General features: G+C 48.3%; 17 protein-coding genes, 8 tRNA genes and 1 rRNA gene. All 26 read right to left on the reverse strand.

What is annotated here, in order from left to right; translation table 11 throughout:
• Positions 1-426: 426 nt before the first annotated feature.
• Positions 427-2,688, reverse strand: coding sequence for a helix-turn-helix domain-containing protein (locus NSQ38_RS04340; RefSeq protein WP_339787391.1), 2,262 nt, complete (start codon positions 2,686-2,688; stop codon positions 427-429).
• A gap of 254 nt (positions 2,689-2,942) precedes the next feature.
• Complete coding sequence (locus tag NSQ38_RS04345) at positions 2,943-3,890, reverse strand: ribose-phosphate pyrophosphokinase (protein WP_338589873.1); 948 nt, start codon at positions 3,888-3,890, stop codon at positions 2,943-2,945.
• A 264-nt stretch (positions 3,891-4,154) separates the two neighbouring features.
• The gene (hisJ, locus tag NSQ38_RS04350) at positions 4,155-4,979 is read right to left on the reverse strand and encodes a histidinol-phosphatase HisJ (protein WP_339787394.1); all 825 of its coding nucleotides are present in this window, start codon (positions 4,977-4,979) and stop codon (positions 4,155-4,157) included.
• A 12-nt stretch (positions 4,980-4,991) separates the two neighbouring features.
• Entirely contained in the window at positions 4,992-5,717 is a 726-nt protein-coding gene (hisIE, locus tag NSQ38_RS04355; RefSeq protein ID WP_091038626.1) for a bifunctional phosphoribosyl-AMP cyclohydrolase/phosphoribosyl-ATP diphosphatase HisIE, read from the reverse strand.
• A 1-nt stretch (position 5,718) separates the two neighbouring features.
• On the reverse strand, positions 5,719-6,480 hold the full coding sequence (gene hisF / locus NSQ38_RS04360) for an imidazole glycerol phosphate synthase subunit HisF (RefSeq protein ID WP_017691268.1): 762 nt from the start codon (positions 6,478-6,480) through the stop codon (positions 5,719-5,721).
• A 30-nt stretch (positions 6,481-6,510) separates the two neighbouring features.
• Entirely contained in the window at positions 6,511-7,245 is a 735-nt protein-coding gene (hisA, locus tag NSQ38_RS04365) for a 1-(5-phosphoribosyl)-5-[(5-phosphoribosylamino)methylideneamino]imidazole-4-carboxamide isomerase (RefSeq protein WP_047841450.1), read from the reverse strand.
• A gap of 62 nt (positions 7,246-7,307) precedes the next feature.
• Positions 7,308-7,934: an imidazole glycerol phosphate synthase subunit HisH gene (gene hisH, locus NSQ38_RS04370; RefSeq protein ID WP_339787397.1), complete on the reverse strand. Its 627-nt coding sequence runs from the start codon at positions 7,932-7,934 to the stop codon at positions 7,308-7,310.
• Positions 7,935-7,937: 3 nt separating this feature from the next.
• Complete coding sequence (gene hisB, locus NSQ38_RS04375; RefSeq protein ID WP_036674766.1) at positions 7,938-8,567, reverse strand: imidazoleglycerol-phosphate dehydratase HisB; 630 nt, start codon at positions 8,565-8,567, stop codon at positions 7,938-7,940.
• On the reverse strand, positions 8,560-9,864 hold the full coding sequence (gene hisD, locus NSQ38_RS04380; RefSeq protein ID WP_339787400.1) for a histidinol dehydrogenase: 1,305 nt from the start codon (positions 9,862-9,864) through the stop codon (positions 8,560-8,562). Before hisD ends, hisB begins: the two co-directional genes overlap by 8 nt.
• A gap of 131 nt (positions 9,865-9,995) precedes the next feature.
• Complete coding sequence (hisG, locus tag NSQ38_RS04385; RefSeq protein WP_062837770.1) at positions 9,996-10,655, reverse strand: ATP phosphoribosyltransferase; 660 nt, start codon at positions 10,653-10,655, stop codon at positions 9,996-9,998.
• Position 10,656: 1 nt separating this feature from the next.
• The gene (locus NSQ38_RS04390; protein ID WP_339787405.1) at positions 10,657-11,856 is read right to left on the reverse strand and encodes an ATP phosphoribosyltransferase regulatory subunit; all 1,200 of its coding nucleotides are present in this window, start codon (positions 11,854-11,856) and stop codon (positions 10,657-10,659) included.
• A gap of 389 nt (positions 11,857-12,245) precedes the next feature.
• Complete coding sequence (locus tag NSQ38_RS04395) at positions 12,246-12,788, reverse strand: DapH/DapD/GlmU-related protein (RefSeq protein WP_036616162.1); 543 nt, start codon at positions 12,786-12,788, stop codon at positions 12,246-12,248.
• Positions 12,785-13,441 carry a pyrophosphatase PpaX gene (gene ppaX / locus NSQ38_RS04400; RefSeq protein WP_091038612.1) on the reverse strand — a complete coding sequence of 219 codons (657 nt, stop codon included), beginning with the start codon at positions 13,439-13,441 and terminating at the stop codon, positions 12,785-12,787. Before ppaX ends, NSQ38_RS04395 begins: the two co-directional genes overlap by 4 nt.
• A 6-nt stretch (positions 13,442-13,447) precedes the next feature.
• Positions 13,448-14,473 carry a prolipoprotein diacylglyceryl transferase gene (gene lgt, locus NSQ38_RS04405; protein ID WP_339787408.1) on the reverse strand — a complete coding sequence of 342 codons (1,026 nt, stop codon included), beginning with the start codon at positions 14,471-14,473 and terminating at the stop codon, positions 13,448-13,450.
• A gap of 121 nt (positions 14,474-14,594) precedes the next feature.
• On the reverse strand, positions 14,595-15,533 hold the full coding sequence (gene hprK / locus NSQ38_RS04410) for an HPr(Ser) kinase/phosphatase (protein ID WP_017691278.1): 939 nt from the start codon (positions 15,531-15,533) through the stop codon (positions 14,595-14,597).
• Between the two features lie 418 nt (positions 15,534-15,951).
• Positions 15,952-17,079, reverse strand: coding sequence for a sn-glycerol-3-phosphate ABC transporter ATP-binding protein UgpC (gene ugpC, locus NSQ38_RS04415; RefSeq protein ID WP_017691279.1), 1,128 nt, complete (start codon positions 17,077-17,079; stop codon positions 15,952-15,954).
• 103 nt (positions 17,080-17,182) lie between these two features.
• Complete coding sequence (locus NSQ38_RS04420) at positions 17,183-18,400, reverse strand: helix-turn-helix domain-containing protein (RefSeq protein ID WP_339787410.1); 1,218 nt, start codon at positions 18,398-18,400, stop codon at positions 17,183-17,185.
• Positions 18,401-18,519: 119 nt separating this feature from the next.
• Positions 18,520-18,592, reverse strand: a tRNA-Lys gene (locus tag NSQ38_RS04425).
• Between the two features lie 7 nt (positions 18,593-18,599).
• A tRNA-Tyr gene (locus NSQ38_RS04430) sits at positions 18,600-18,685 on the reverse strand.
• Positions 18,686-18,697: 12 nt separating this feature from the next.
• Positions 18,698-18,770 (reverse strand) — tRNA-Phe (locus NSQ38_RS04435).
• Positions 18,771-18,791: 21 nt separating this feature from the next.
• Positions 18,792-18,869: transfer RNA gene (locus NSQ38_RS04440), tRNA-Asp, on the reverse strand.
• 9 nt (positions 18,870-18,878) lie between these two features.
• Positions 18,879-18,954, reverse strand: a tRNA-Thr gene (locus tag NSQ38_RS04445).
• Positions 18,955-18,959: 5 nt separating this feature from the next.
• A tRNA-Val gene (locus NSQ38_RS04450) sits at positions 18,960-19,035 on the reverse strand.
• A 9-nt stretch (positions 19,036-19,044) separates the two neighbouring features.
• A tRNA-Met gene (locus tag NSQ38_RS04455) sits at positions 19,045-19,121 on the reverse strand.
• Positions 19,122-19,164: 43 nt separating this feature from the next.
• Positions 19,165-19,256, reverse strand: a tRNA-Ser gene (locus NSQ38_RS04460).
• An 82-nt stretch (positions 19,257-19,338) separates the two neighbouring features.
• Positions 19,339-22,266, reverse strand: a 23S ribosomal RNA gene (locus tag NSQ38_RS04465).
• Between the last annotated feature and the right edge of the window lie 133 nt (positions 22,267-22,399).

A 22,399-nucleotide genomic window follows, 5' to 3' on the forward strand; every position in this document is an offset into this window, starting at 1 on the left:
TGCGTGAATGTTAAGGCTTGCTCCGAGTATTCCACATCTTTCGGAACTCTAGCAATAAACCAGTTTCGGAAGCGCTTACAAACGGAATTTAGTTTATGTGTTAAGCCCATTTTCGCAGACTGATTATTTTCCCAAAGCTACGCTGCCCTAGGCTTTGATGGCTCTCAATGCCTCATGACTCGAAACTGCCTGTCCCAATACGGATAAACCATTTTCACACACTGCCTATATTCGTAAACGGGGATAAAACAGGAATATTAACTTGCTATCCTGCGAAAACAGTTGCATCGATCTCGGGCAGCAGAGAACTGTTCAACGAAAACAGGGCGAACCTCTGCAAGCCTCTCTCCTAAGTGGAAAGTGACTGCATGAAATTCACCCTGTGTTATCCTGATGTACAGATCTCAGAATATGATCATAATTGTGTTACTCTTCGGGTTCTCGATGTTCACGTTTCAAACGACGATAATCTCCTGGTGTAATGCCCGTTACCCGTTTAAATACACGTCCCAACGTAATTCCGTTTGCATACCCAACCTTCAGGGCAATATCCTGCAAAGAGTAATCCGTATTGAGCAGAAGCTGCTCGGTCTCCTTCATGCGAAGCTCTGTAACAAAATCAACAAACTTCATATTGAATTCTGTCTTGAACAAATAACTCGCATGTTTGCCCGTAATCTGGAATCGATCGCTCAAATGTTTCAATGAAAGATCCGGATTCGCAAACTGTTCTTCGATATAATTTTTCATTTCATTAACCATGGCTTTGTAACTCTTGGTTTCCGTTACCGCTACATACGTTCTGAACAAGTCCGTCAGTCCATCGAACAAAAGACTTTTCACATCCGTAAGCGTCTCTGCCTCTTCCACAGCACTCAACCATCTGTTGATGTTTTCTTCGGACAGCTCTTCCTGGAGCCCTTCCGACATCATGGCTACCTCTCGGCTGAGCATCTGTAACATGGCTTGAATCAGAGAACGAATCTCATCATCCGGCAGTTTGTTCTGTTCAAATGCTGTAAAGATCTCCTCCAACTGTTCCCGCCACTGTCCACTCGACATCCGGAACCGCTTAACAAAGTCCGCAATCATCTGCAGATAGGTATAGGTATCCAGCAAAGGATGCTGTGTTTCGCCGCAGTCGGCTTGGCCGACATCTCCATTCATCAACAGTTTGCGTTGCATTACCGCTTCTGCGGCCGCATAGGAATCCCGTATTGTACCGATTCCCTGAGCAATAGGACCAATGCCAAAGCTTAAGGAAATGCGTAGATTTTGTTCTACCCAGGATTTACATTCCTCAGCTACTACACGAATCTGCCCAGACATATCCAAGTTGTTATCATTCTGTTCTTTGAACACAAAAAGGATTGCAATTCGATCTACACTAATCCATTCCGTCCAGCATTGGACTCCCGTATTACGTGACAGCTCTTGCAAAACGTTCATCAAGGCAAACTTCAGCGTATTTTGTTCACCTCTCGTGTACCTCTCCTGAAATCCCTTCTCATAACGGTTAATCTCTCCAACAACAACGACAAAACGCGACGAGTCTTGCACGTCATTCAGTGGAGAGAGCTCTTTTAATTGCTCTGCTGCATTTTCCATGTGTTCACCATGCAACAGGGCATTGAACAACTTGCTGCGCTGCATGAGTACATTTTCCCTGCTTTTCTTGTCATAATCCATCATATGATTAATCAGATTCTCAAGCACACCATCAATCATCTTCATCTCATCCGTGCGAGCACCTGAGTGTTCGAACACCCGAATCTGATGAGACTCAATCCGGTTCATGATGATCTGAATGGGCTTATAGTTACGGCGAGTAATATACACGATATATACAATCGCACAGATGACAGTCACAATAGCAATGATTACCCATACATAAGATATGACAGATACCCAGCCAAATAAGTTGCCGGCCTTAATTCCACTGGATATTGTCCAGCCCAGTCTTTCTAGCGATAGCCTATTTAGTTCCTGACCGTCTATCGAGCCCTCTTGGTCCGAGTGTGCATTATACACAACCTTACCGTCCCGATCCGTAATCGTCAGGAATGAGAGCTGACCATTAACCATACTATCTACACTCTGTTCAATGCTGCTCATCTTGATATTAATGACCAATGTACCCTGAGAGCCAAAAGGCAAAGGCATGTCCTTGTTCACCGTTAATACGCGAATAGGGGTACGTTGAGCAGAGTCCGCATCGAATTCCCGGACCGGCTGCCAGCCTGAACCGATAGACCCGGAAACCATCTGATTAATCCAAGCCTTATCTGAGAAACTGTCCGCTTCTCTGGAACCACTTACGGTCAGAACATGTTTATTTCGCTTGTCATATAGATAGATGGATTGAATCCATGAGGACGAATTGGATAGCTCACGTAAATTCTGCGCTATCGCATACACCGTGTCCGAACTGGTCAGGTTTGTGTTATTAAAATAGAGTTTATATGCCTGCTGACTCTGTACCGTTTCCAGGATGGATAGTTCAAGATCCCTGATTGTACGATCCACCGTGTCTATCATATAACTGGAGGAGATCCGGTCTGCTTTTTTGGTTTCCTCTTTAGAGATGTCATTGATGAAAACAAACGCGATGAAAATGAGTATGGTGACCGTAAGAAAAAAAATTGGGAAGTACGAGAACAATAACCGGTAGTACCAATTACGAGACAATAGACCCCACTCCTCACTCCACGATGCCAATGTTCTCAGCCGTGGTTCTACTGTTCAGCATCCATCTCACCTTAGGGGCTGAACACTATATGATAACGCTATCATAACTGATTTTATGTTATTATAGCACAAGCCTCTGAGCAGCAAAGCAAGAATTGAATTCAAAGAGCCAAAACAAAAAAACCGTGCTGAGCAGACAACAACTCAGACACGGAACAGTTCATCTGGCAGCACACCGTTATATCCTCGATGCTCTAAATGCCAGAATCCTTAAACAATGTGGCCATGGAGCCACCATCCACAATAATGCGTATGGCGCGGGCCAACATTGGCGCAACAGGTAACACTTTGAAGCATTCAGGGTGGTCATCTGGCAGTGCGATCGAGTCCGTAACGACCACCTCTTCAATTGACGGGTGATTCAATTTACTTACTGCCCCATCCGAGAACAATCCGTGTGTTGCACATACATATACATTTTTGGAGCCACGCTCCTTCAACCCTTCCACAACATTCAGAATGGTTGTTCCGGTGTCGATCAGATCCTCAATAATAATAGGTGTCCGTCCTTCTACATCACCAATGACATGGGTAATCACCGATTCATTATGGCTTGGACGTTTCTTGATCATAATGGCAAATGGAGAATCCAGACGGTTCGCCAGCTTCTCTGCCATCGATGCTCGTCCTGCATCCGGGGAGACTACAACAGGGTTCTCGATTCCTTTGCTTAACAGATAATCACTAATTAGATCCAGTGATGTCATATGGTCAACCGGAATGTTGAAGAATCCCTGAATAGCCGCTGCGTGCAGGTCGATCGTTACCACTCTATTGGCGCCAGCCGTAGTTAATACATCTGCTACCATCTTGGCCGAGATCGGCTCCCGTGGAGCGGATTTACGCTCTTGTCGAGCATAGCCATAATACGGAACAATGATGTTCACAGTGCGCGCTGAAGCCCTCTTGGCGGCATCAATCATCACCAACAGCTCGACAAACAGCTCATTGATCGGATGAGACAATGACTGTACCAGAAACACATCACAATTACGGATCGTTTCTTCATAATGAACGTATATTTCTCCGCTCTTGAACCTGGACAGCTTGATCTTGCCCAGTTGTACTCCCAGCTTGTCACATACCTGTTCTGCCAGCTTAGGGTTCGATGAACCGGAAAAAATACGTAACGAATGCTGCATAATGCCCTCCCGAGGGTTGAAATCCCTATATAATCCCTTATCTAAAAGCGAGTGTTCAAAAAGTCCGGTTTTCAGTACCGAGAAGATGGGATAAAGCTAGAAATGGAGTAGCGGAGCGTAGGCAAAACTACGTGAGCAACGGACATTTCGGCTGAATTCCAGCTTCGATGCTGAAGATGCCATTAGGCATCCTTCGTAATCAAAGGCGGACTTTTTGAACTACCTCTAAAAGGTTATTTCCTACCCTCATTATACTCCACTGGCTTATACATTTAAAGGAATGAACGAGCGATGACGGCCTTCAAAAACAGCCACTTCCGTACAGCCCAACTCATGTAAAAGTGCTTCAGCTTCAGGCAAATAATCCCCCAGCTTCAGTGGGTCATGTGCATCAGAGCCCATGGTTAATGGAATGCCCAATCGAATGGCTTCCGTCAGCATTCTGCGACTAGGGAACATCTCGGCACAAGGCTTCGATAACCCGGAAGCATTCAGTTCCATGGCGCAGCCACTTTTGGCAATAGCCTGCAACGCTGCGTTCTCCAGTGAGATACGTTCATTTGTCTGCTCCGCTGAAGGAGCAAAACCGAAGCGTTTAATGACATCCGTATGGCCCATAATATCGTACATGCCCGTGGCGGCTGCCTTGCTTACGGCATCGTAGTACTGACGATATACTTCAAGGATGTCTTTGCCCTCCCAGTGATGGGTCTGGCGGAAATCCGTAATGTCCCATTCCCCAAGAAAATGCACAGAGCCAATCACATAATCCCATGGATAACGCTCAATGATCGCACGAATCTCTGTTTCCCAGCCTTCGATATAGTCACCTTCCAGACCAACACGTACGTCAATCTGCCCACGGTAACGTTCTTTCAGGGAGAAACACTCCTCTACGTAACGCGGCAGTTCATCCATAGGCATCGCCATTTCCGGATAATATTGAGCCGGATCGACATGCAACAAGGGCATGTGATCGGACAATCCAATCTGGGATAGTCCGATCTCCACACCACGCTGCACGTACTCTTCCAGTTTGCCCACGGCATGTCCACACCGCTCATGGTGTGTATGATAGTCTATACGCACGAAACTCGCCTCCTAATCGCGGCGAGGCCGTTCATGACGGCGGCTCAGCTCTGACATAATGTCGTCCAGCGGTAGCTTGCGCTCTTGTAACAGGACGAGCAGGTGATACATCAGGTCACTGACTTCCAGACGAAGCTCGTCATTATCTTTATTTTTGGCGGCGATGATCGTCTCGGACGCTTCTTCACCGATTTTTTTCAGTATTTTGTCTACACCTTTATCAAACAGATATGTTGTATATGCACCCTCAGGGCGTTCACGTTCACGCTCTGCAATAACGGATTCCAGTTCAGCCAATACCTCGAAGCGACTTTCGGAACCGGAATTTGCCGAAGCAGATGCCGCACCCGCTTCATCCGAAACCTTATCTGCCGATTTCTCTGGCAAACCAATAATCTCATTATGGAAACAAGTTACCGCCCCTGTATGGCAAGCTGGACCGTTCGGTTTCACCTCAACCAACAAGGTATCGCCGTCACAATCATATTTTAGGGAAGTAATCGTCTGCACGTTGCCAGATGTTGCCCCTTTATGCCACAACTCCTGACGCGAGCGTGACCAGAACCACGTCTCACCGGATTCCAGCGACAACTTCAGAGATTCGCGATTCATATAAGCCATCATTAAGACTTCCCGAGTATTCACATCCTGCACAATGGCAGGAACCAATCCGTCACTCCAACGAATGTGTTCCACAACCTGTTCCAAGGACAACTGTTCCTTGATTTCATCGCTCACTTTAGTCACGGATCTCCACCCCTTGTTCTCTCAAATGTTGTTTTAACGCCGGTACGGCGATTTCTTTGTAATGGAAAATCGTTGCGGCCAACCCTGCGTCCGCTTTGCCTGTGGTGAATACATCATAGAAATGAGACTCCTTGCCCGCACCGCCCGATGCGATGACTGGAATACGCACAGATTCGGATACTGCTGCCGTCAGCTTCAGATCAAAGCCGTCTTTTGTTCCGTCCGCGTCCATACTTGTGAGAAGAATCTCTCCCGCGCCCAAGCTCTCAGCCTGTTTAACCCATTCCAGCGCCTTGATCCCGGAGGGTTTCCGTCCACCATGGGTATAGACTTCCCACTCGCCCCAAGCTTCGTTATACTTGGCATCAATCGCTACCACGATGCACTGCGAGCCAAAGCGACGTGCACCATCTGCGATCAACTGCGGATTAAGTACCGCGGCTGTATTCACTGCAATTTTATCCGCACCTGCACGGAGAATCCGCTTCATGTCCTCCACCTTGGAGATGCCACCACCTACCGTAAAGGGAATAGCAATCTCGCCAGCCGTCTGCCGCACAACTTCTTCCATCGTTTCGCGACCTTCTACCGAAGCGGATATATCGAGAAATACCAATTCGTCCGCGCCCTCGCGGTCATATAGCGCCGCCAGCTCTACCGGATCACCCGCATCGCGGAGATTAACGAAGTTGACGCCTTTGACGACCCGGCCGTCCTTCACGTCCAGACAGGGGATGATTCTTTTTGCCAGCATGCTACCTCTTCCTCTCTATCCGAATATCCCTTACTTATTGACCGCACGTACTGCTTCAGACAGATCGATGCTTCCCGTATACAATGCTTTACCCACGATTGCTCCACCGACACCATCATCCGCGTGGCGACTCAGACGAAGCAGATCATCCATTACACTCACACCGCCGGAAGCAATAACCGTCCGTCCGCTTGCCTTGGCTAGAGACACAATCGCTTCCACATTAGGACCCTGCATCATGCCATCACGGGAAATATCCGTAAAGATAAACGTTTCTGCCCCATACGCCGCCAATTCCTTCGCGAGTACCTCTGCCTGTACTTCCGATGTTTCAAGCCATCCGCGGGTTGCCACGTAACCGTTACGTGCATCGATACCAATTGCCACTTTGTCGCCGTAACGTCCCAGTACTTCCTCTGTAAAAGCACGATCCTCAATTGCTGCTGTTCCAATGATCAGCCGGCTAACACCCAGACCCAGCAAACGTTCTACATCCGCTACTGTACGAAGTCCGCCGCCCACCTGAACAGGTACGTTCACAGCCGAGGCAATCCGCCCGATCAGTTCATCGTTAACAGGATGACCTGCTTTGGCACCATCCAGATCCACCAGATGGACATATGTACCGCCTTGTTTCTCCCAGGATAAAGCCACTTGAACCGGGTCATCGTTATACACGGTCTCCTGATTATAATCTCCCTGCACCAGTCTTACACATTTGCCGTCCCGGATATCAATCGCCGGATATAGGATAAAAGATGACATACAAGGCCTCCTGAATATGAATTAGATTTGTACGCTTTCTATAGTTAAGAAGAGATGATGCTTTACCTTTGTACAGGTGCTCCTGTCAGAGCCAGAAAGTTGCCGAGCAGCTTCATGCCAAGCTCTCCACTTTTCTCCGGGTGGAATTGCATGCCGAAGTTGGATCCTCTGCCTACAATGGCTGTCACCGGATGTCCGTAATCCGTTACCGCCAGCAGATCGTCCCTGTTTTCAGTAAGCGCATGATAGGAATGGACAAAATAGACGTGACCTGCCTCAAGCCCGGTAAATAGCGGGTTTTCCGCGTGCAGGAACTCCAAACGGTTCCATCCCATATGAGGAACCTTCAGTTCTCCTGGTGCGAATCGCACCACTTTACCTGGCAAAATATCCAGTCCCTCATGTTCGCCATGCTCTTCACTTGAGCTGAACAACAACTGCATTCCCAGACAGATCCCGAGCAGTGGCTTGGACCCGGCAGCGGCTTCTTTCACCACCGTATCCAGTCCACTCTCCCGCAGATGAACCATCGCATCACCAAAAGCACCTACGCCTGGCAGAATGACACCATCTGCGCCAAGAATCTCTTTCCGGTCACCCGTGACCAGCGCTTCGTAGCCAAGACGTTCGACCGCTTTGCCGACGCTGTGCAGGTTACCCATACCGTAATCGACAATTGCAATCGCCATCGTCTACAGCACTCCCTTCGTGGAAGGCACACCCGTTACACGTGGATCAATCATCGTTGCTTCATCCAGTGCACGTCCTAATGCCTTAAAGATCGCTTCAATCATGTGGTGGGTGTTCTGACCATAGTGCACAATGACATGTAACGTAATCCGAGCTTCCAGCGCCAATTTCCACAGGAATTCATGTACCAGCTCCGTGGAGAAACTGCCTACCTGTTGGGAAGGGTATTCAGCACGGTATTCAAAGTGAGGTCGGTTACTCACATCAATAATAACCTGAGCGAGTGCCTCGTCCATCGGTACAAAAACACTGGCGTAGCGCTTAATACCGCGTTTGTCACCCAACGCTTCTCTCAACGTCTGTCCCAGACAGATTCCGATGTCTTCAACCGTGTGATGATCGTCGATATCAATATCTCCACGGGCCTGCACGTTCAGGTCGAATTGTCCGTGCTTTGTGAACAGATCCAGCATATGGTTCAGGAAAGGTACATCTGTTTCAATCGTGGATTGTCCTGTTCCATCTACATTAAAGGCCAATTGGATATTGGTCTCGTTTGTTTTGCGGTCAACCTCTGCTTGGCGCACTGCACCTTTGTTTTCAAGTTCCACACCATTATTTTGCTTATCCATTGTCCGATTCCGCCTTTCCTTCCTGTTCTAACCGTACAGCAATTGCACGGGCATGCCCTTCAAGACCCTCATGGCGGGCCAACTCTATAATAGCCGCTCCGTTCTTCAGCAGCGCTTCTTTACTATAATAGATCAGACTCGATTTCTTGATAAAATCATCCACATCAACTGGCGAACTGAATCGCGCAGTACCATTGGTCGGAATAATGTGATTTGGTCCGGCAAAATAATCCCCTACCGGCTCCGAGCTGTACGGGCCGAGGAAGATCGCACCGGCATTTTCGATCCGGCCAGCGTAAGCCATTGGCTCCTGCACCATGATCTCCAGATGCTCCGGTGCGAGCCGGTTCACCACATCGATTCCCTCATCGATGGAATCAACCACAATAATAGCGCCATATTGCTCCACGGAAGCAGCAGCGATATCCCGCCGCGGCAGCACTTCAAGCTGCCGCTGCACTTCGCCCTGCACGGCTTCCGCCAGCGCGGTCGAATTCGTGACGAGAATGGCCGATGCCATCTCGTCATGTTCCGCCTGCGACAACAGGTCGGCGGCGACATACACCGGATTCGCCGTATCATCGGCGAGCACCACAATCTCACTCGGCCCGGCGATACTATCGATATCGACCGCACCGTACACCTCGCGCTTCGCGAGCGCCACGTAAATATTGCCCGGTCCACAGATCTTGTCGACCGGTGCAATACTCTCCGTGCCGTAAGCCAGGGCGGCGATAGCTTGAGCGCCGCCAACCCGGTACATCTCGCTCACGCCTGCTTCCGCAGCAGCAACGAGGATGTACGGGTTAATACCTTCGCCACCGTTCGTAGACGGCGGTGTCACGAGAACAATCTCCGGCACGCCTGCCACCTGTGCCGGAATTACATTCATCAGCACTGACGATGGATACGCTGCTTTGCCGCCAGGTACATAGACCCCGACCCGCTTCAGCGGTCGGATGACCTGGCCCAGCAGGCTGCCGTCAGGCTGCCAATCCATCCACGAGTTGCGTTTCTGTTTCTCATGAAACGCACGAATGTTGGCGGCGGCTTGCCGAATCGCCGTCACAAAGGATGGCTCCACGGCTGCATAAGCCGCCTGCAGCTCTTCCTGCGGCACGCGTAATTCCGCTGCCGTCAGCTTCGTGCGGTCCAGCTGCTCTGTGTAACGCAGCAGGGCCGCATCCCCCTCACGGCGAATGTCGCTGACAATACGCCGTACCGTTTCATTTTGCTCCGGTGTGCCATACTCTACTTCCCGCTTCAGATCAAACTCCCGTGCAGGTACTATTTTCATGCGTACAACCTCCTTATCCCCTGTAATGCCTACCTACTCATGGCCGATTCGTTTCATTGTGTGTCTCTTACTCTTACTCTTACTTTGCTTTTGCTTTACATGTTTCTCATCTATGTTTCCGAAGCATTAATTTATCCCCGAAGGCTTCCCGCCGATATCTCATTCGATGCCGGAATGACCTGCTGAAGTGCATCACACAAAGCCTGGATTCGTGCATTTTTCATCCGATAACTTACCCGATTGGCGATAAGACGGCTCGTGATATCCAGAATGCCTGTCATCTCCACGAGTCCGTTCTCGCGCAGCGTCTGACCTGTCTCCACCAGATCGACGATTCGATCTGCCAGACCAATCAGGGGTGCGAGCTCAATGGAACCATTCAGCTTGATGACCTCGACCTGCTGTCCCTGCTCCCGGAAATACTGCGAAGCAATCCTAGGATACTTCGTTGCGACACGTTGCTGGATGCCTGGCTTCCAGTCGGGAAGTCCAATGACAGACATACGGCACTGAGCGATTCCCAGATTCAACAGTTCGTACACGTCCCGATTTTCCTCCAGCAGCACGTCTTTACCAACAATTCCGATATCAGCAACACCGTACTCCACATACGTTGGAACATCCACGGGCTTCGCCATAATGAATTCCATTCCGGCTTCCGGTACTTCGATGACCAGTCTGCGTGTATCGTCCACGTCTTCTGGAATATCCAGCCCCGCTTCACGGAACAATTTGGAGGCTTTTTTATAGATTCGGCCCTTCGGCATGGCCACCTTCAGAATATCCGACATCTCAGCGTCCTCCTTCTTCAGATCCGTAAGTAATAACCTGCTCAGCCTGAACCGTTGTTGCTCCAGCAGATACAGCACTTGCCCCAGCCCCGTCTTCAGTAAGAAGGAGTGTCACTACATTTTGTCCCAGACTGCGTAATCTTGCCGCTTCTGTTAGTGCCTCGGCCCGACGTTTTGGGCTATATTGGATAAGTAACGGTTTTTTCTCCTCAATGGTAATGCCGTGAACGCCATCAATAATACGGTTCGTTTTCAAAGCAAATCCTGTAGCTGGTAACGAACGCCCGAATTGTTGTAACAGATTATCATACCGTCCACCGCTACATACCGGAGATCCCAGTTCTGCTGCATACCCTTCAAAGGTCATGCCCGTATAATAGGAGAAATCACCGATCATCGTCAGATCAATCAGCACATGCTCGGATACACCGTACGCTTCCAAAACTTCGAATACGGCACATAGATGTGCAATCGACTGTGCTGCTTCAGCACTTGAACTTAACTCTACCGCATGTGTGCACACTTCCTTACCACCACGCAGACGCAGAATTGCTTCAAGTTGTTCTTTCAACTTAGGCTCCAGATTCAATGCTTCAATCGATTGGCGATAGCCGACATAATCACGTCCGAGCAGTCCTTCCTTCAATTGCTCCTGCTCAGAGGTCTGGCCTGGAATCACTTCCTCCAGTAATCCATTCAGGAATCCCATATGACCCATCGCTATTTTAAAAGAAGACACACCCGCTGCCTGCAAAGAGGCAATCGCAAGCGCAACAACTTCTGCATCCGCCTCAGGTGAGTCGTCTCCAACCAGCTCCACGCCCGTCTGGAAAAATTCTGCCTCACGCCCAGCTTCCTCTTCAATGGAACGAAATACGTTCGCATGATAGGACAGACGCAGCGGCAACTGCTCATCTTTTAGCATCGATGAAACTACGCGTGCAATTGGAGCCGTTAGATCCGATCTGAGCACCAGAGTGGTTCCCCGGCTGTTCAATAATTTAAATAATTTGCGATCTGATGTAGAACTTGCCACACCTACCGTGTCGTAATATTCAATCGTTGGTGTGATGATCTGGCGGTAACCCCAGCGTTCCATACATTCCAGTACATTGCGTTCAATCGTCCGCAGCTTGGATACTACATGTGGTGTGTAGTCGCGGAATCCGGTCGGTTTTTCAAAACCTTTTGGTTTGGACATTGGTAATATTCACCCCGAGTCAGTAATTTAGGAGTTGCACTCGTTCTATTTCAACAGGATTTATGTAGTGTAAATCCCCATTCTATCTTATAAACTTGAATCACAGTATTATCGCATAAGCCTTCAAACTATTGGTTTAGTTCAATCTTTATCATGCTTCATTTCTCCAAGAATGCTTTCACATGGTAAAGTGCTAACAAACTAAAGGATATGGGATATGATAACATGAAATCCGCACTACCGTCAACAATACCCAAGCTTGATTGCCCTTGGATCGACATATCGTTTTATATACACACCGTTACGCTCACCAATCGGTATTTATATACGAAAAAAGCTGCCATAAGCAGCTTTTTACTTCAACCATCTTCATTCATTACTTTATTGCCTTAATGCACACTACCCTGAGAAGAATCATCCGTGTTAAAGACAGTCTCTTCCGTAGAAGCTGCCGCACGGGATAAATCACGCAGTGGATTACCTCCAACAAAAGCTCCTGGGGCAACATCCTTATGTACGACAGCTCCAGCAGCCACAACGGCTCCATCTCCTATGGTTACCCCGGGCAGAATCGTTGTATTGGCACCAATCAGCACATTTTCCCCGATAATCACCTCACCGAGCCTGTACTCCTTAATGAGATACTCATGAGCGAGAATCGTTGTGTTGTAACCGATGACCGAGTTTTCGCCGACAGTTATTTTCTCCGGAAAAAACACATCCACCATCACCATCAGGCCAAAAGCCGTGTGTTTTCCCACCTTCATGCCGAGCATTCGGCGGTAAATCCAGTTCTTCACCGATAGAATCGGACAGTAGCGTGACAACTGGATCCAGATAAAATTACGAACGCCCTTCCACGGACTCACTGTCTTGTAGATATGCCAAAGTGCATTCTGGTCCTCTACCGGATAGCGGGTTACTTTTCTCATGAACGTCCCGTTTCAATACGGATGAGTTTCAACAAGTCTCTCATGTCATGCAACATATGGTCGGGTCCATATCCGTTCAGGATCGTTTCTCCTTTAAGAGACCATGCAACCCCCGCCGATAGAGCGCCCGCATTCTGTGCCGATTGGATATCCACCGGACTATCACCCACCATTAACGTTTTGGCAGGATCTGCACCCAGTTCCGTCATGGCTTTCAGTACCGGTTCAGCATGTGGCTTCGGATTCGTTACATCGGTCACTGTTACAATCGTCTTCATATATTTCAGTAGGTCAAAACGTTCTAGTACCTTTAGTGTAGATGGACGAATTTTGGTTGTGACTACACCCATCACAATGCCAGCCTGATGCAGCGCCTCTACTACCTCAATAACATGCGGAAAAGGTCTAACCATTGCTTCATGATGGATATCATTATAAGCACGGTAACCTTTCACGTACTCGGAGACTTCCTCCTGGCCAGAGAAGGTGCGCATCTGCTGCTCCAGTGTTCCACCCATATGTGGAATAATCTGTTCACGTGTCCATGGCGCTGAATGATCCCATCCCCCCATGACATGCTGGAATGAGCTGATAATCAACTCATTGGTATCAATAATCGTTCCGTCCAGATCAAACAATACCGTGTCAATCATGTTGCATTACTCCTTTTTATCATCAACTTGCTTTGGATCATCTTTGGCTGGAGGTGTTACTTTACTCTCTTTACCAGCAACTGTTCCTGTATGCTCCATATCATCTGAGGTAACTTTGGACGATACAATCGGATCACTATAACGAACAACTGCTTTACCTGTCACTCTTCTCACCACAATGAATACAACAGCAACAATAATAATGCCAATAGCGAGCAGTTGCGAGATTCTTACATTACCATAAGCAGGATCAAGATATCCTTGTTCAAAGCCCATTGCAGTCATTGGAGACCACAGCCCGTTCACTAATGAAGCAACCCATTGCGGAGCCTGGAAGCCAAGACTGTCCGTACGTAGAGCTTCAATGAAGAAACGACCAATAGAGTACCAGATGAAATAAGACATGAACAATTCACCTGAACGTAGAAACTTCTGACGACGCAGAACCAACAGCAAGACCAGGCCAACGAGACTCCACATCGATTCATACAAAAACGCAGGATGGTGGAATACGCCCTCTACGTTCATTTGATTCACAATAAAGTCCGGCAGATGAAGCTTGTCTCTCAAAAATGATTCTTCCACAGGACCGCCGTAGGCTTCCTGATTCACAAAGTTCCCCCAGCGTCCGATCAACTGTCCAACGAGCAGTCCAGGCGCACAGATATCGGCCATACGCCAGAAGTTATACCCTTTACGACGGAAGAAAATAACTGCACAGATAATAGCACCAATAAGTGCACCATAGATGGCGATACCGCCATTCCATATTTTAAAGACATCCCAGAAATTATCCTTATAATCTTCCCATTTAAATGCTACGTAGTAGATGCGGGCACCAATGATGGCAGAAGGCACACCCAGCAGGACCATGTCCATGAACACTTCCTGTGGAATATTGTAGCGTTTGCCCTCCCGGATCACGAGCAGGAGTCCTATAAGTGCCGCGGCACCAAGAATAAGCCCGTACCAGTGAACCTTTAACGCTCCAATAGAGAACGCAATCGGGTTCAACAGTAATAATGTATCCATTCATTCACACTCCTATTTATTCAATCAATCGCACGCATGACGAATGGTTGGCATACACTGCGCCTTAAGAGAAGCAGTGCATGTCAACCATTTATCTTCATTCCCTTGTATAAAATATTTCTTAATCCATGTCTTCCATATCTTCCGAGATGGTTGCTGTCAGCTTGTTCGTGAATTGCAGCGCAGCATTCAGACCCATCTGTTTCAGGCGATAGTTCATACCTGCCACTTCAATAATAACCGCCAAGTTCCGTCCCGGACGAACAGGAATCGTAACAAGAGGTACATCCGTATCAATGATACGTGTAGTCTCTTCATCCAGACCCAGACGATCATATTGTTTATCTTGTTGCCATGCTTCCAGACGTACAACCAAGGTAATCCGTTTGTTATTCCGAACCGCACCGGCTCCGAACAATGTCATGACGTTGATAATACCGACACCTCGAATCTCGAGCAAGTGACGGATCAATTCAGGTGCAGTACCGTGCAGCTGAAAATCTGACGTTTGGCGGATCTCTACCGCATCATCGGCAATCAGTCGGTGTCCACGTTTCACCAGTTCAAGTGCTGTTTCACTCTTACCAATACCGCTACTACCTGTGATCAGCATACCTACGCCATAGACATCACAAAGTACACCGTGAATGGTTGCTGTTGGTGCCAATTTCTTTTCCAGGAATCCCGTGATCCGGCTGGATAATATCGTTGTAGCCATGTTGCTGCGAAGTACAGCCAAATTCTGTTCTTCACTAATATCAATCAGCTCTTGCGGAACTTCCAGTCCACGCGTGACAACGATACAAGGCGTCTCTTCCGTACAAAGACGTTGCATACGATCGCGCCGCTCTTGCTCAGGTAACATTGCAAAGAAAGCTAACTCCGTTCTTCCAAGTAGCTGTACCCGTTCTTGTGGATGGTATTCAAAATAACCGGCCATTTCCAGACCAGGACGGTTCAGGTCATCTACCGTAATGACTCTTTTCAATCCGTGAGATCCAGAAACAACCTCCAACTGAAATTGCTGCACCAGTTCAGATACTTTCACTTTTTTCGCCATTTGTCTCTTCCTTTCAGCATTAGCTGTCCCTCTATGTACATCAGATCGTGTATCAGTTATTTCCATTATTAGCGCATTCACAACATGGGGTACAGACTGCATACCCTTCCAACAGTCGATTCTCTCAAATATATGAAGACAGACCTTCAAATAATCTTAAATGAATTCCGGGATGAATGCAATCGCAGCCTCCGACAACCATTAGTAAGAAAAGTCCTCTGATCGAAGCACCTTCTAGGATATTACATTCGTAGTTTAGCGGCTGTTTTTCTTACGGTTATTAATCCTTCAACTCCGCCGAAACTTATAAATTCATTAATCTTAAAAAAGCCCCTTCCAGCAATAACGGAAGGGGCTCTCATTACAATGTATAATTGCGTTAACTGTCAGGTTCCATCGTCACCGAGGAATCCCAGTATTATTTGTCTTGAAGAAGTACGTTCACTTCAGTCTCTTTGTCAAAGATATGAACTTTGTTCATGTCGATGGCCATTTTAACTGTGGAACCATCACGAGTGTTAGAACGTCCGTCTACACGTGCGATCGTTGTATCATTACCAACACCGCTCAAGTAGAGGAGCATTTCGTGACCCAGGTTCTCTGTAACATCTACGTGTGTAGAGAATACAGAGTTCGGGGATGCTTCCAGGAATACTGGCTCTTCGTGAATGTCTTCTGGACGAACACCCAGAATCACTTCTTTGCCAATGTATCCTCTAGATTTCAACACTTGTGCTTTACCTTGTGGGATTTCAACATCCACACCAGGAGCTATGAAATGCATGCTAGTACCTTGCTCAGCGAGTTTACCCGAGATAAAGTTCATTGTCGGGGAACCGATGAAACCAGCTACGAACAGGTTAGCCGGCAGGTTATACAACTCTTCCGGAGAAGCTGCTTGTTGGATGATACCATCCTTCATAACAACGATCCGATCACCCATCGTCATAGCTTCGATCTGGTCATGCGTTACGTAGATAACAGTTGTTTCCAAACGTTTCGCAAGTTTAGTGATCTCAGCACGCATTTGACCACGCAGTTTGGCATCCAAGTTGGAGAGAGGCTCATCCATCAAGAACACTTGTGGATCACGGACAATCGCACGTCCCAAAGCGACACGTTGACGTTGACCACCGGACAATGCCTTAGGTTTACGCTCAAGCAAATGCTCGATATCCAGGATTTTAGCTGCTTCACGTACACGTTTGTCGATCTCATCTTTTTTAACCTTACGCAATTTCAAACCAAACGCCATGTTTTGATATACGCTCATATGCGGATACAAGGCATAGGATTGGAATACCATCGCGATATCGCGGTCTTTAGGTGCAACATCATTAACGACACGGTCACCGATATAGAGTTTACCTTCAGAAATTTCCTCAAGGCCTGCGATCATACGAAGTGTTGTTGATTTACCACAACCGGACGGACCAACCAGTACCAGAAATTCTTTATCTTTAATGTCCAGGTTAATGTCAACTACAGTTGCTTTATCAGAACCCGGGTATTTTTTGAAAATATGCTCTAAACGTACTCCAGCCATGATTGTTGCCTCCTCAGAGATCATTTTGTAATCGAATACAATTTGTATTTTTATAATACCCTATCTACGTGAGGTTTGACTATTCGCAAACTGCACAAAAATATCAATGCTTTTTCGTCACTTTGTACATTAGTAGTAAAAACTGCACTAGAACAGCACTTTCAAAGTGCCTCACATCATAACCAATCTCCTGTTTGATCTTATCCAGACGGTATACCAACGTATTACGATGAATGAAAAGTCGTTTCGCTGTCTCGCTGACATTACAGTCCAGGCTAAAAAAGGTCTCCAGCGTAGCGAGGGTCTCACTATCATTGAAGATTAACGTGTCTTTGCCTGTTTCCTGTATAAAACGTGTACGTTGTTCATCTGGGATGCTCGCTACCAACCGCTCCAGATGCAGATCCCATGGGAGATGAATATGCTGCGTAACATGGAATGCTCTCCCCAAGTGAACACTTTCTTTAAGAAGAACTGTAACCGATACAAGTTGTTGTGCAGGAATGCATGGCAGAGATGCAGACAGATGGAACACCCCAGCCCACTCACTGGCAACCAATTCATGTAACCCCAGACAAAAAGCGTTCAGTGAATCCTTTTTGGCTTCCGTTGTATCTTCCTCGGCTTCTTCTGTAACAATTTCTTTATCACCCATGAAAATCCACTCTTGCTCCCCCAAAGGGATCAAGACAATCTCCTCGCCAAAGTAACTCTCAAGCAACTTGTTGAGTTCCTTGGACCGTAAACGATGTGCATCCGGTGTATCCCCTTGCAGCAAGAAGAGAATCTTCTCAGCATTCAATCCTGCGGGCACCACAAAGCGATCAGGAACCGCTTCAGATTCCTGTTTGGTTGGTTCTTCGATCTGCTCTTTAAGCCAGAGACCCAATTCAGTCAAATACTGCTCCCTATCATTCTCATATACAACAGGTTGTACCTCATCAGGTAGAACCGTGTTAGTACGGATCAAAAGCTCAATCAATTGTCGTGTTTCCACGGTAATAGATTTTGCAGGGCATCCCCAACACACGACGGTCTCTTCTTGCTCATGCATCCGAACTTTAAAAAATATACGCTTTCCCGTATTCAAACTGATCACATCGGATGAACTTGGAGATGTAGATTGATTAGATAACTCCTGACGCTCACCTTCATCACCAAAGGTCTCTGAATTTTCATGTCGACCAACCAAATTAGCAACGGATTGCATCCATTCTTCTATTGTAATTTCATATTCGTCCAAAGTTGTGCCTATAATGACTTCAATTTGCTGTTTTAGATCAGGTATGAGCTTCATATAATGAACGTCACCACTCTGCATGTTTTCTATTAGTTTATCATATCTTGCCCAGCATTAATAAATATCCATATTGAGCTAAAATCACATAACAAAAAAGAGCGACTAATCAAATTAATGATTAATCACTCTTTTCTTAAAGATGAGTCATGAAGGGCTCGAACCTTCGACACCCTGATTAAAAGTCAGGTGCTCTACCAACTGAGCTAATGACTCATAAAACTGGTGGAGGATGATGGATTCGAACCACCGAACCCGTACGGGAGCAGATTTACAGTCTGATGCGTTTGGCCACTTCGCTAATCCTCCAGGGATTAAAGGTGGCTCGGGACGGAATCGAACCGCCGACACGAGGATTTTCAGTCCTCTGCTCTACCGACTGAGCTACCGAGCCATATTTAATTTTTAGGATTAATGGCGGAACCGACGGGATTCGAACCCGCGATCTCCTGCGTGACAGGCAGGCATGTTAGGCCAACTACACCACGGTTCCAGGCATTAATGGTGCCGGCGAGAGGACTTGAACCCCCAACCTACTGATTACAAGTCAGTTGCTCTACCAGTTGAGCTACACCGGCGTATATGGTGGAGGCTGAGGGGATCGAACCCCCGACCCTCTGCTTGTAAGGCAGATGCTCTCCCAGCTGAGCTAAGCCTCCTGGGTAATATGGTAGCGGCGGAGGGGATCGAACCCCCGACCTTACGGGTATGAACCGTACGCTCTAGCCAGCTGAGCTACACCGCCATATTAATTGTGTCTTGATTGCTTGTCCATCTTTAGGTAAAGATGGCGGAGAGAGAGGGATTCGAACCCTCGCACCGCTTACGCAGTCTAACCCCTTAGCAGAGGGTCCCCTTATAGCCACTTGGGTATCTCTCCAAATAACAATCATCAACATCATTCAAGGATTGCTCCCTGAAAACTAGATTCGAAACGAAACACGCGAATTATCACTTGCTAATTGGATAAGCCCTCGACCGATTAGTACTGGTCAGCTCCATGCATTGCTGCACTTCCACCCCCAGCCTATCTACCTCGTCGTCTTCAAGGGGTCTTACATACTGGGAAATCTCATCTTGAGGGGGGCTTCACGCTTAGATGCTTTCAGCGTTTATCCCGTCCGTACATAGCTACCCAGCGGTGCTCCTGGCGGAACAACTGGTACACCAGCGGTACGTCCATCCCGGTCCTCTCGTACTAAGGACAGCTCCTCTCAAATTTCCTACGCCCACGACAGATAGGGACCGAACTGTCTCACGACGTTCTGAACCCAGCTCGCGTACCGCTTTAATGGGCGAACAGCCCAACCCTTGGGACCTACTTCAGCCCCAGGATGCGATGAGCCGACATCGAGGTGCCAAACCTCCCCGTCGATGTGGACTCTTGGGGGAGATAAGCCTGTTATCCCCAGGGTAGCTTTTATCCGTTGAGCGATGGCCCTTCCATGCGGTACCACCGGATCACTAAGCCCGACTTTCGTCCCTGCTCGACTTGTAGGTCTCGCAGTCAAGCTCCCTTATGCCTTTGCACTCTTCGAATGATTTCCAACCATTCTGAGGGAACCTTTGGGCGCCTCCGTTACTCTTTAGGAGGCGACCGCCCCAGTCAAACTGCCCACCTGACACTGTCCCCGCACCGGATTACGGTACCAGGTTAGAACCTAGATACGATCAGGGTGGTATCCCAACGTTGCCTCCACGTAAGCTGGCGCTCACGTTTCAAAGGCTCCCACCTATCCTGTACAGATCGTACCCAAATTCAATATCAAGCTGCAGTAAAGCTCCATGGGGTCTTTCCGTCTTGTCGCGGGTAACCTGCATCTTCACAGGTATTAAAATTTCACCGGATCTCTCGTTGAGACAGCGCCCAAGTCGTTACGCCATTCGTGCGGGTCAGAATTTACCTGACAAGGAATTTCGCTACCTTAGGACCGTTATAGTTACGGCCGCCGTTTACTGGGGCTTCGGTTCACAGCTTCGGGATTACTCCCTAACCACTCCCCTTAACCTTCCAGCACCGGGCAGGCGTCAGCCCGTATACTTCGCCTTACGGCTTCGCACAGACCTGTGTTTTTGCTAAACAGTCGCTTGGGCCTTTTCACTGCGGCCCCCTCGTGCTATTCACACTACCGGGGCACCCCTTCTCCCGAAGTTACGGGGTCATTTTGCCGAGTTCCTTAACGAGAGTTCTTCCGCGCGCCTTAGAATACTCTTCTCGCCTACCTGTGTCGGTTTGCGGTACGGGCACCTTCACCTGGCTAGAGGCTTTTCTTGGCAGTGTGAGATCATGACCTTCGCTACTATAATTTTCGCTCCCCATCACAGCTCAGCCTTACAATGTGCGGATTTGCCTACACATCAGCCTTACTGCTTAGACGGACATCCATCAGTCCGCGTCACTACCCTACTGCGTCCCCCCATTGCTCATAACGGCTTACGGTGGTACAGGAATTTCGACCTGTTGTCCTTCGACTACGCCTTTCGGCCTCGCCTTAGGTCCCGACTTACCCTGAGCGGACGAGCCTTCCTCAGGAACCCTTAGGCTTTCGGCGGATCAGATTCTCACTGATCTTTTCGTTACTCATACCGGCATTCTCACTTGTATAATGTCCAGCGCTCCTTACGGTACACCTTCAACCCTTATACAACGCTCCCCTACCCCTGATGCAAAGCATCAAGCCATAGCTTCGGTGGTGTGTTTAGCCCCGTTACATTTTCGGCGCAGAGTCACTCGACCAGTGAGCTATTACGCACTCTTTCAATGGTGGCTGCTTCTAAGCCAACATCCTGGTTGTCTGTGCAACTCCACATCCTTTCCCACTTAACACACACTTGGGGACCTTAGCTGATGGTCTGGGCTGTTTCCCTTTTGACAATGGATCTTAGCACTCACTGTCTGACTCCCGGAAGTAAGTCTATGGCATTCGGAGTTTGACTGAGCTTGGTAACCCTTGCGGGCCCCGCACCCAATCAGTGCTCTACCTCCACGACTCTGTTTTCCGAGGCTAGCCCTAAAGCTATTTCGGGGAGAACCAGCTATCTCCGAGTTCGATTGGAATTTCTCCGCTACCCCCACCTCATCCCCGCATTTTTCAACATGCGTGGGTTCGGGCCTCCAGTGCGTGTTACCGCACCTTCACCCTGGACAGGGGTAGATCACCCGGTTTCGGGTCTACGTCCACGTACTAAGTCGCCCTATTCAGACTCGCTTTCGCTGCGGCTCCGGCTCTTCACCTTAACCTTGCACGGGAACGTAACTCGCCGGTTCATTCTACAAAAGGCACGCCATCACCCCTAAAACGGGCTCTGACTTTTTGTAAGCACACGGTTTCAGGTTCTATTTCACTCCCCTTCCGGGGTGCTTTTCACCTTTCCCTCACGGTACTGCTTCACTATCGGTCGCTAGGAAGTATTTAGCCTTGGCAGATGGTCCTGCCGGATTCATACGGGGTTTCACGTGCCCCGCACTACTCGGGATCCGTCTCGGAGGGAACAGACTTTCAACTACAGGGCTTTTACCTTCTTTGGCGGGCCTTTCCAGACCTCTTCGCTTAACCGGTTCCTTTGTAACTCCATGTGAGACGTCCCACAACCCCAAAGAGCAAGCTCTCTGGTTTGGGCTTCTCCGCGTTCGCTCGCCGCTACTGACGGAATCACTATTGTTTTCTCTTCCTCAGGGTACTTAGATGTTTCAGTTCCCCTGGTATGCCTCTACACAACCTATGTATTCAGTTGTGAGTAACTGGAAATTACCCCAGCTGGGTTTCCCCATTCGGACACCCCCGGATCAAAGCTTGCTTACAGCTCCCCGAGGCAGTTTCGTTGTTCGCCACGTCCTTCATCGGCTCCTAGCGCCTAGGCATCCTCCGTGTGCTCTTAGTAGCTTAACCTCGTGCTCCGGTTTCGACTGCTTGCTTCCCTTGTTTTGCTTACGCAAAGCCAAAAGTCGCTCCCATTCGATACCATCGTACGTGCAATCTACCGTTTTTATTGAAACTTGTTTAACACAAGTTCAGCTAAAAA

The organism is Paenibacillus sp. FSL R7-0313, from assembly GCF_037969885.1.
Lineage (GTDB): Bacteria > Bacillota > Bacilli > Paenibacillales > Paenibacillaceae > Paenibacillus.

Bases quoted from the DNA above. Each gene is read 5' to 3' on its own strand.
- hisH (WP_339787397.1), bottom strand. From the start codon at position 7,934: ATGGCGATTGCAATTGTCGATTACGGTATGGGTAACCTGCACAGCGTC.
- hisB (WP_036674766.1), bottom strand. From the start codon at position 8,567: ATGGATAAGCAAAATAATGGTGTGGAACTTGAAAACAAAGGTGCAGTG.
- NSQ38_RS04420 (WP_339787410.1), bottom strand. From the start codon at position 18,400: ATGCAGAGTGGTGACGTTCATTATATGAAGCTCATACCTGATCTAAAA.
- ugpC (WP_017691279.1), bottom strand. From the start codon at position 17,079: ATGGCTGGAGTACGTTTAGAGCATATTTTCAAAAAATACCCGGGTTCT.
- NSQ38_RS04345 (WP_338589873.1), bottom strand. From the start codon at position 3,890: ATGCAGCATTCGTTACGTATTTTTTCCGGTTCATCGAACCCTAAGCTG.
- hisD (WP_339787400.1), bottom strand. From the start codon at position 9,864: ATGAAAATAGTACCTGCACGGGAGTTTGATCTGAAGCGGGAAGTAGAG.
- NSQ38_RS04395 (WP_036616162.1), bottom strand. From the start codon at position 12,788: ATGAGAAAAGTAACCCGCTATCCGGTAGAGGACCAGAATGCACTTTGG.
- lgt (WP_339787408.1), bottom strand. From the start codon at position 14,473: ATGGATACATTATTACTGTTGAACCCGATTGCGTTCTCTATTGGAGCG.
- hprK (WP_017691278.1), bottom strand. From the start codon at position 15,533: ATGGCGAAAAAAGTGAAAGTATCTGAACTGGTGCAGCAATTTCAGTTG.
- hisG (WP_062837770.1), bottom strand. From the start codon at position 10,655: ATGTCGGATATTCTGAAGGTGGCCATGCCGAAGGGCCGAATCTATAAA.
- ppaX (WP_091038612.1), bottom strand. From the start codon at position 13,441: ATGATTGACACGGTATTGTTTGATCTGGACGGAACGATTATTGATACC.
- hisA (WP_047841450.1), bottom strand. From the start codon at position 7,245: ATGTCATCTTTTATCCTATATCCGGCGATTGATATCCGGGACGGCAAA.
- hisF (WP_017691268.1), bottom strand. From the start codon at position 6,480: ATGCTGGCAAAAAGAATCATCCCCTGTCTGGACGTGAAGGACGGCCGG.
- NSQ38_RS04390 (WP_339787405.1), bottom strand. From the start codon at position 11,856: ATGTCCAAACCAAAAGGTTTTGAAAAACCGACCGGATTCCGCGACTAC.